Raw genomic sequence first — 7672 nt, forward strand, 5'->3', positions numbered from 1 at the left:
GATAGTATGCATTGGACATTATCCCATGACTAGCTTGATCACGTCTGTTAAACGTTTTTCTGCCATTGAACTCAATCTTAAAGCGTGTTGTTCAAAGGCTAACGATTGTGTGACTGAGTTAGGTACAACGACACACTTGATCCCTGCTGCTAAGGCAGCTTGAAGGCCGTTTAAGGAATCTTCAAACACTATTGCTTCGTCAGGTTGGACACCTAAAGCGTCCAACGCTTTCAAATACAAGTCGGGAGCTGGCTTGATTTTGTCTACATCTTCGCTTGTAACAATGACTTCAAAGTAAGATAGCAGATCTAATTTCTTTAAATAATGGATGATCCATTCTTTTTTAGAACTTGAAGCAATGGCTATTTTATATCCTAATTCTTGAGCTTCCTCCAAATATTGTTTTACTCCTTCACGCGCCTCAGGTTTTTCCATTTTCATTTCATAAAATCTAGCAGCTTTCTCCTCAATTTCTTCAATATTACAACGTTCACCAAGCTGTTGTCGAACAAATTCATAAAGCGCATCATTTCCTGTTCCAACAGTTTGAACAAAACATTCCAGCGGTAAATCCACACAATACGTACCTAATGCCTCCTTAAACGATTCAAACCAAGCTGTCTCTGTATCTATAATTAACCCATCAAAATCAAAAATGACCGCTTTAATCAAAACAGATTTCCCCTTTCCTACAACTTTTCTAACCCGTTGACAAAGAATTTTCAAACAGAATCATCTATCTCAGCTACCCATCAAAGCATGTAAAGCGGAACAACTAGCCATTCCGCCTTGTTACCCCACGTCACCGTTTAACAACTCCCGTAATTCTTTTACATATTCCTCGGAACCAGTAACAATCATACGGTCACCCATGCGCATCTCAGTATCCCCGTGTGGAACGATTGATTCGTGTCCACGGAAAATACGGACGATGATACAGTCACCTAAAAACGGGAATTGGCGGAGGAGTACACCGTGATAAGCAAAATTGTTCATTTCAATTTCATGCAATGTAATGTCGCGATGCGTCAACATATGGACAACATTTGGTGATTCGATGAACGCTTTTAACATCGCTCCTGCTGATAGGGCAAGAGAAATTGTTTCAACACCATCGTCTTTTAGTTGTTGAACAACCGATGGTGACTCGGCAAAGGCGATGACGCGGGAAGCCCCTTGTTTTTTCGCCCACGTTGCGATCTGAGCGTTCGTTTGTTCGTTACCTGTCAAAATAACAACGATATCAGCAGTTAGAGCCCCGTGTGCTTGTAGCGTCTCAAATGAATAATCATCGATATCGACAATCGGGAAAATATGCTCCGTTTGTTCAATTTTATCTTGGCGAATATGGTATAACGTCGGTTCATATTCATCTGTGCGCAAATCACGGACAGCCGCAAGTGTAAACTGATTTGTCCCAATGATTTTGACAACCTTTTTCTGTTCCCCTCTTTCCACCCGATATAACTTTTTAAACATAATTGGGGAAACGACGCTCGTGAGTACAGCGACTAAAATTAAAGCACCTTTCATATTTTCATCAATCATTCCTATTCGCTCTGCGATCGTTGCAGCCGCAATGACGAGCGAAAGCGTGGAGACCAGTAAAAATCCTGCTGCGAGCGTCGTATTTCGATTGTACCAAATGCGCAACATGTACACCGGAACGACTTTAGAAATGACAAGTGCGATAAATAAAAGCGGAATGAGCAATAAAATATCCAATTGCGTAAACAACGGTCGCAAGTCTAAATTGACACCAACCATCACGAAAAAAATCGGAATAAAAAAGCCGTAGCCGAATGAGTCGAGCTTATGAACAAAATCTTGATTCGGTGCCAATAAGGAAACGAGCACACCAGCAAGAAACGCCCCTAAAATGTTTTCGGCTCCAAGCGTTTCAGATAAAGCGACGAGAACGATAATAAGCGCAAATACAGCACGCGTACCAATTTGTATTGTCCCTTTTGCCATCGTTTCGATAAACGAACGTTTTTTAAAATATTTTCCTGCAAAATAAAACAAAACACCAACAAGAAATAAACCGAGTAATAACCATGTATTTCCATGACTCGGGTCGTACGTCGATACGAAAACAGCGAGCAACACCATCGTGACTAAATCTGCAATGACCGCAATTAATAAAATGGTTTGTCCAATGGTTGTCTTCATTAGTTGCGCATCTTTGAGAGTTGGGACGACGACGCCAAGCGATATCGTAGAAATAATGAGTGTCATTAAAAAGGCATTGTCGATGTAACCGAGCCAAACAAATATGTAAGAAAGACCGAGCGACACAAGAAAAATGCCGACAAATACAATAGAAGCGACGACAAACGCATTTGGCTCTTTTTCTTCCTTCCTCTTCTTTTTGTTCGCAAAGGCAGAAAAATCGATTTCTAACCCACTTAAAAACATTAAAAACAAAAATCCTAATGTCGATAACGTCTCTAGCCACATATCTTGTTCAACAATATTCAACCCCGTTTTCCCAATGATGATCCCTACAATAATTTCCGCCACAACGACAGGAATCATATGCAAGCGAAAACGATGCAATACAAGTGGCGTGAGGAAGGCGACAACAAGAACGATAACTAATGATGAAAACGATGCATGCATCCTTTATTCCTCCTTCCGATCTTTCTGACCATTATATAAGTTTGTGAGCAAAGTTACAATTTTTTTGCGCAAACGGGGCAATATAAGAAAAAAGAAAGGAAGAGCGATCATGAAACTACACGGATTTAACAACTTAACAAAATCGCTTAGTTTTAATATGTACGATATTTGTTACACGAAAAGTGCAAGCGAGCGGGAAGCATATATTGCGTACATTGATGAAGTGTATAATGCCGAACGGTTGACGAATATTTTAAAAGACGTGTCGGATATGATTGGAGCGCACATTTTGAATATCGCCAAGCAAGATTATGTTCCTCAAGGGGCAAGCGTGACGATGCTTATATCTGAAAGCCCGATTGAAGTTCCAAAAGAAGAGCCACCTGTGCCGCAAGCAGTCGTTTGTGCTCTTGATAAAAGCCATATTACCGTGCATACATATCCAGAATATCATCCGAACGATGGAATTAGTACGTTTCGCGCTGATATTGATGTCGCAACGTGCGGGGAAATTTCACCATTAAAAGCGCTCGATTATTTAATTCGCTCATTTGAAACCGATATTATGATTATTGACTATCGCGTGCGCGGGTTTACGCGCGATATTTCGGGGAAAAAGCTGTTTATCGATCATGACATTACATCCATTCAAAACTACATCCCCGATGACATTCGGAAACAATACGATATGATTGATGTGAACGTGTATCAGGAACATATTTTCCATACGAAATGCAAATTGCGCGAGTTTGATTTAGATAGCTATTTGTTTGAGCTATCAAAAGATCAACTGACAAAAGAGGAAGCGGATGCGATTACACATAAATTGCGCATCGAAATGGATGAAATTTTTTACGGAAAAAATATGACACCACCTAAGTGATGTCAATCCAAATACAATGATACGTCGCCCGAATGAAGCCGTCTTCTGAAAATTGCCGTTCATATTGTTTCATCATCGCTTTAAATACAGACGGCCTTTGGCAATATCGCCCGGTTGTGCTATTCGTTGCACCGATGTGGCGAAGGGATAAGAAAAAGTCGCGTACCGACGGAAAATATTCTACTTCCATGCGCTCATGCCCCCGGGCATAAGGATGCATGTGAAGCCAATCGGCAAACGTCGGAAACGATGGACCGATACGAAGCGGCTCATCAATATGTTCGCTCGCTAAAGCGTAAGCAAATGATGTGTGCAGCTCGTAAAACGTTCGGTTTCCGAATGTGGAAAAAAGCAGCTGACCTCCGTCGTTCCGCTGATTAACAAATTTAGCAATCGTTCGTTTCGGCTGGACGAACCATTGAAACGTCGCGTTGGAAATGATGACATCGTACCTTTCGTCGATCGGTGCTTCTTCCACATCTGCACATAACCACGTAATCGGCGCGTCGCCAAGCCTTTGTTTCGCCACTTGAATCATACCTGGGGCGATGTCAACAGCTGTTAGCTTCGCATGCGGATAAGCGTTGTGCAACAATTGTGTTAAATACCCTGTGCCGCAGCCGATTTCTAAAATCGTTTTTGGTGGACGAGCAATGCGCGCGATTAATTCATGCGCCATCTTTTTTTGTACGTTCGCAAATTGATCGTACGTCTTCGCCCGTTCGCTAAATCGCTTTTGCATCAATTGTTTATCAATCATTTACTCCACCGCCTAACCACGTTTGAATCATATGAGCGCACGCATGCGGCTGTGTGATATGAGGAGCGTGTCCGACATTTGGCATAAGCATGAACGTACAATGGTTTGTTCGTTCATCTATGTATTGAGCGGCTTGCGGCGGACAAATGCGATCACACTCTCCGTGAATAAGTAACAGCGGCACGCGAATGCGTTGTAGCTGGTCGCGCACATCTGCCGTGAGTAGATAGTCTAGTCCGAGCAACAAATCTGGAATGTGATGATGCATATACGGAAATGGCTCTGCATCTTCCTTCCCCCATAACATATCAATAAACGATTGGATCGTTTTGTTTGGTTGGCGCACGAGCTGCGCCTTCATCCGTTCCACAATGCGCGCATGCCACCCCGCACCATAATGTTCTGTCGTCGTAAAGCGGCTCGTACCGCTGATGCATACAAGATGGGTAACATACGGATGCGTCGCAAGCTGCAAAGCAACGAGCGACCCAAGCGACCAACCAATAACGAGCGAAGGGACGGTTAATGCTTCTTCTGCTTTCGTTAAAAAGTGATTGACATCGCGCATGCTTTCCCATTCGACGATCGTGACATCCTTTAGCTGAAGCGCCTCGATAAGCGGAGAAAACACATCGCCTTTCATCCCCCAGCCAGGCAACATCAAAACGTTCATGAGATCAACCCCATTTCTTTTCCGACCGCACAAATATGATCAAGCGCCCAATCGATTTGTTCGTTTGTCATCGTCGCCATAAGGGAAAAGCGAATGCGTGCTGTACCTTCTGGAACCGTTGGGGGACGAATCGCAACTGCGGCAATGCCACGTTCACGCAAGCGCGCACTAAATGCGAGCGCCTTCTCGTTCTCACCAACAATGATTGGTACAATGTGCGTCGTGCTTTCACCAATATGAAATCCGGCCTGTTGAAGACGCGTGCGGAAACGATTGCTTAAAGCACGTAAATGGTAACGCCGCATTGGCTCTTTTTGTACAACGTCAATCGCGGCATAAATGGCGCCGAGCACACTTGGAGGTAATGCTGTTGTAAAAATGAATGGACGCATCGTATTGATGAAATAATCAATCAAGACGCGTGTTCCCGTTACATATGCCCCATATACGCCAAGCGCTTTGCTGAATGTTCCCATGTGCACGTCAATATGTTGTGCTAGTTGAAGTTCATATGCCATTCCTTCCCCGTTTTCCCCATATATTCCGCTCGCATGGGCTTCGTCAACAACGAGTAAAGCACCGTACGCCTCTTTTAACGAGACGAGTTCGCGCAACGGTGCAACGTCTCCATCCATGCTGAAAATCGTATCGGTAACAATTATCTTTCGTTTATGTCCTTCTACTTTTTTTAATAGCGCCTCTAAATGATCGACGTCAGCATGGCGATAGCGCTTCACTTCCGCGCGACTTAATATAGCACCGTCAACGATGCTCGCATGATTCCATTTATCGCTAAAAATCACTGTATCTCGCCCAGCTAAGGCAGATAGAATGCCGACGTTAGCGGTATATCCGCTATGGATGATGAGTGCAGCTTCACATCTTTTCCAACGGACGAGTTCGGTTTCCGCTTGTTCATATAGTGGATGATTTCCGACAACAAGCCGTGAAGCAGTCGCCCCAACGCCGTATCTCCTCACTGCTTCAACGCTTGCGTGAATAAGCCGTTCGTCATTGGCCAGACCTAAATAGTTGTTCGATGAAAAATTAAGCATCGGACGGCCGTCCATATGTATGAAACAACCATCACTTTCCACTTCAACTAATGTTCGCTTTTGCGCTTTTTCCGCTAGCTGTTCGAGATGGATGTGCCATTCCTCCCACAACGTTCCTCTCCCCCCTTTTTTGTAAACATTTAAAATAAAAAAGTTTACAATTATCGTACCATACGCCTATTTCTTTTTCCATAATAAATATACAAAATAAGGAGCGCCGATAAGGGAAACGAGCACACCGGCAGGAAGTCCATCCGGTTCAACTAAATTGCGTCCAATTGTATCAGCGAGCAACAATAACGCGCCGCCCATGAGCATCGCAACAGGCAAACTAAGCTCATTGCGCGGTCCAACAAGCGCGCGGGCAATATGCGGCGCCATCAAACCGACGAATGCAATGCCACCTGTGACCGAGACGGCGGACGCAGCGAGCGCTACTGCCACTAACAGCAAAACAAGCCGTTCGCGATCGAGCGACACACCGATGCCGATCGCTACCGGGTCGTTGAATTGCAGCACATTTAAACGAGGTGCTTTATATAAAATGAACGGGACGAGAACGATCAGCCATGGCAATAAAGCGAGGACAAACGCCCAATCGAGCCCCCAAATGCCTCCAGCTAACCATTTCGCGATAAAATCGACTTTCGTACGATCTGCCCCTGAAATGAGGACAACCATCAAACCGGAAAACGCCGTTGCAAAACCGATCCCGATTAACACGAGTCGAATCGGTTGAAGTCCCGCTTGTTTATTGTATGACAATATGTAAATCATGATTGCTGTGAATAGCGCACCTAAAAAAGCAACAAACGGAATGATATAAGCAAACGATGTAGCTTGAATCGGAATGAATAAAAAGAAAAGCGCTACTGCCACACCTGCCCCTGCGTTAATGCCAACCACACCAGGATCTGCTAAATCGTTGCGCATCACAACTTGCAAAATAGCTCCAGACATCGCTAAAGCCATCCCTGCGAGCAACGTAATTGCAATTCTTGGCAGACGAATAGAAAAGAGAACAAATTGTTCTTTAAACGTTCCTTCACCGAAAAGCACAGGAATCAATCGGTCATAAGATAAAGAAGAATAGCCGATTCCCATGCTGATCACAGCTGTTGCACAGATAAACAGAACAAGAATGAGCAATATGACGCGCTGTTTTTTTCGTAAATGAGGTGCAATCATCACATATTTCCTCCTTTGCGCACGACGAAAAGAAAAAATGGAAGCCCCATGACCGCTACAACTGCCACAACAGGCGTCTCATACGGGGCGTGAATCGTTCGTGCGACGGTATCCGCAAACAACATAAACGTTGCCCCAACAATGGCGCTCATCGGCAAAATGAAACGATAATCTGTTCCGACAAACGAACGAACGAGATGTGGGATCATTAAACCGACAAACGCTAAGTTCCCGACGAGGGCTACCGATGCACCGGCTAACATCATAACAACGAGAAAAAGAATCGTTTTTACGCGCGTCAGCTGCTGACCGAGCCCGACAGCTACGTCTTCGCTCATACTTAAAATCGTTAATTGTCTACTTTGCCAGAAAGCGATAAGCATGGCGAAACAAATAAACGGCGTAACGATTTTCAATTCATTCCATGTTGTTCCCATCATTCCGCCAGCCGTCCACATCGATACGTCTTTTGATACTTTATATATAAGTCC

8 protein-coding genes are annotated in these 7672 nt (G+C 44.1%); 1 reads left to right on the forward strand and 7 read right to left on the reverse strand.

All coding sequences use genetic code 11. The features are described from left to right. Positions 1-18 precede the first annotated feature (18 nt). Both V7Z64_RS10290 and V7Z64_RS10295 read right to left on the reverse strand, forming a co-directional pair. Positions 19-672: an HAD family hydrolase gene (locus tag V7Z64_RS10290; RefSeq protein ID WP_442885158.1), complete on the reverse strand. Its 654-nt coding sequence runs from the start codon at positions 670-672 to the stop codon at positions 19-21. Positions 673-792: 120 nt separating this feature from the next. Beyond that, the gene (locus V7Z64_RS10295) at positions 793-2622 is read right to left on the reverse strand and encodes a monovalent cation:proton antiporter family protein (RefSeq protein ID WP_297988779.1); all 1830 of its coding nucleotides are present in this window, start codon (positions 2620-2622) and stop codon (positions 793-795) included. Between the two features lie 109 nt (positions 2623-2731). Between V7Z64_RS10295 and speD the strand changes: the two genes are divergently transcribed. Continuing rightward, a complete protein-coding gene (speD, locus tag V7Z64_RS10300; RefSeq protein WP_297988776.1) occupies positions 2732-3505 on the forward strand; it encodes an adenosylmethionine decarboxylase in 774 nt (257 codons plus the stop codon). Here speD and bioC read toward each other — a convergent pair. The 5 genes from bioC to V7Z64_RS10325 all read right to left on the reverse strand — a co-directional run. Then, a complete protein-coding gene (gene bioC / locus V7Z64_RS10305) occupies positions 3498-4265 on the reverse strand; it encodes a malonyl-ACP O-methyltransferase BioC (protein ID WP_297988774.1) in 768 nt (255 codons plus the stop codon). The genes speD and bioC overlap by 8 nt on opposite strands. Next, positions 4258-4938, reverse strand: coding sequence for an alpha/beta fold hydrolase (locus tag V7Z64_RS10310; protein WP_297988772.1), 681 nt, complete (start codon positions 4936-4938; stop codon positions 4258-4260). The genes bioC and V7Z64_RS10310 overlap by 8 nt, the downstream gene beginning before the upstream one ends. Next, entirely contained in the window at positions 4935-6104 is a 1170-nt protein-coding gene (bioF, locus tag V7Z64_RS10315; protein ID WP_297988770.1) for an 8-amino-7-oxononanoate synthase, read from the reverse strand. The genes V7Z64_RS10310 and bioF overlap by 4 nt, the downstream gene beginning before the upstream one ends. A gap of 66 nt (positions 6105-6170) precedes the next feature. Beyond that, on the reverse strand, positions 6171-7181 hold the full coding sequence (locus V7Z64_RS10320; RefSeq protein WP_297988791.1) for a FecCD family ABC transporter permease: 1011 nt from the start codon (positions 7179-7181) through the stop codon (positions 6171-6173). Beyond that, positions 7181-7672 (reverse strand): FecCD family ABC transporter permease (locus V7Z64_RS10325; protein ID WP_334110320.1); only part of this gene is annotated, 492 nt, incomplete at its 5' end. The genes V7Z64_RS10325 and V7Z64_RS10320, both read right to left, overlap by 1 nt.

The organism is Anoxybacillus sp. (assembly GCF_036834105.1).
In the GTDB taxonomy this organism is placed as follows: domain Bacteria; phylum Bacillota; class Bacilli; order Bacillales; family Anoxybacillaceae; genus Anoxybacillus.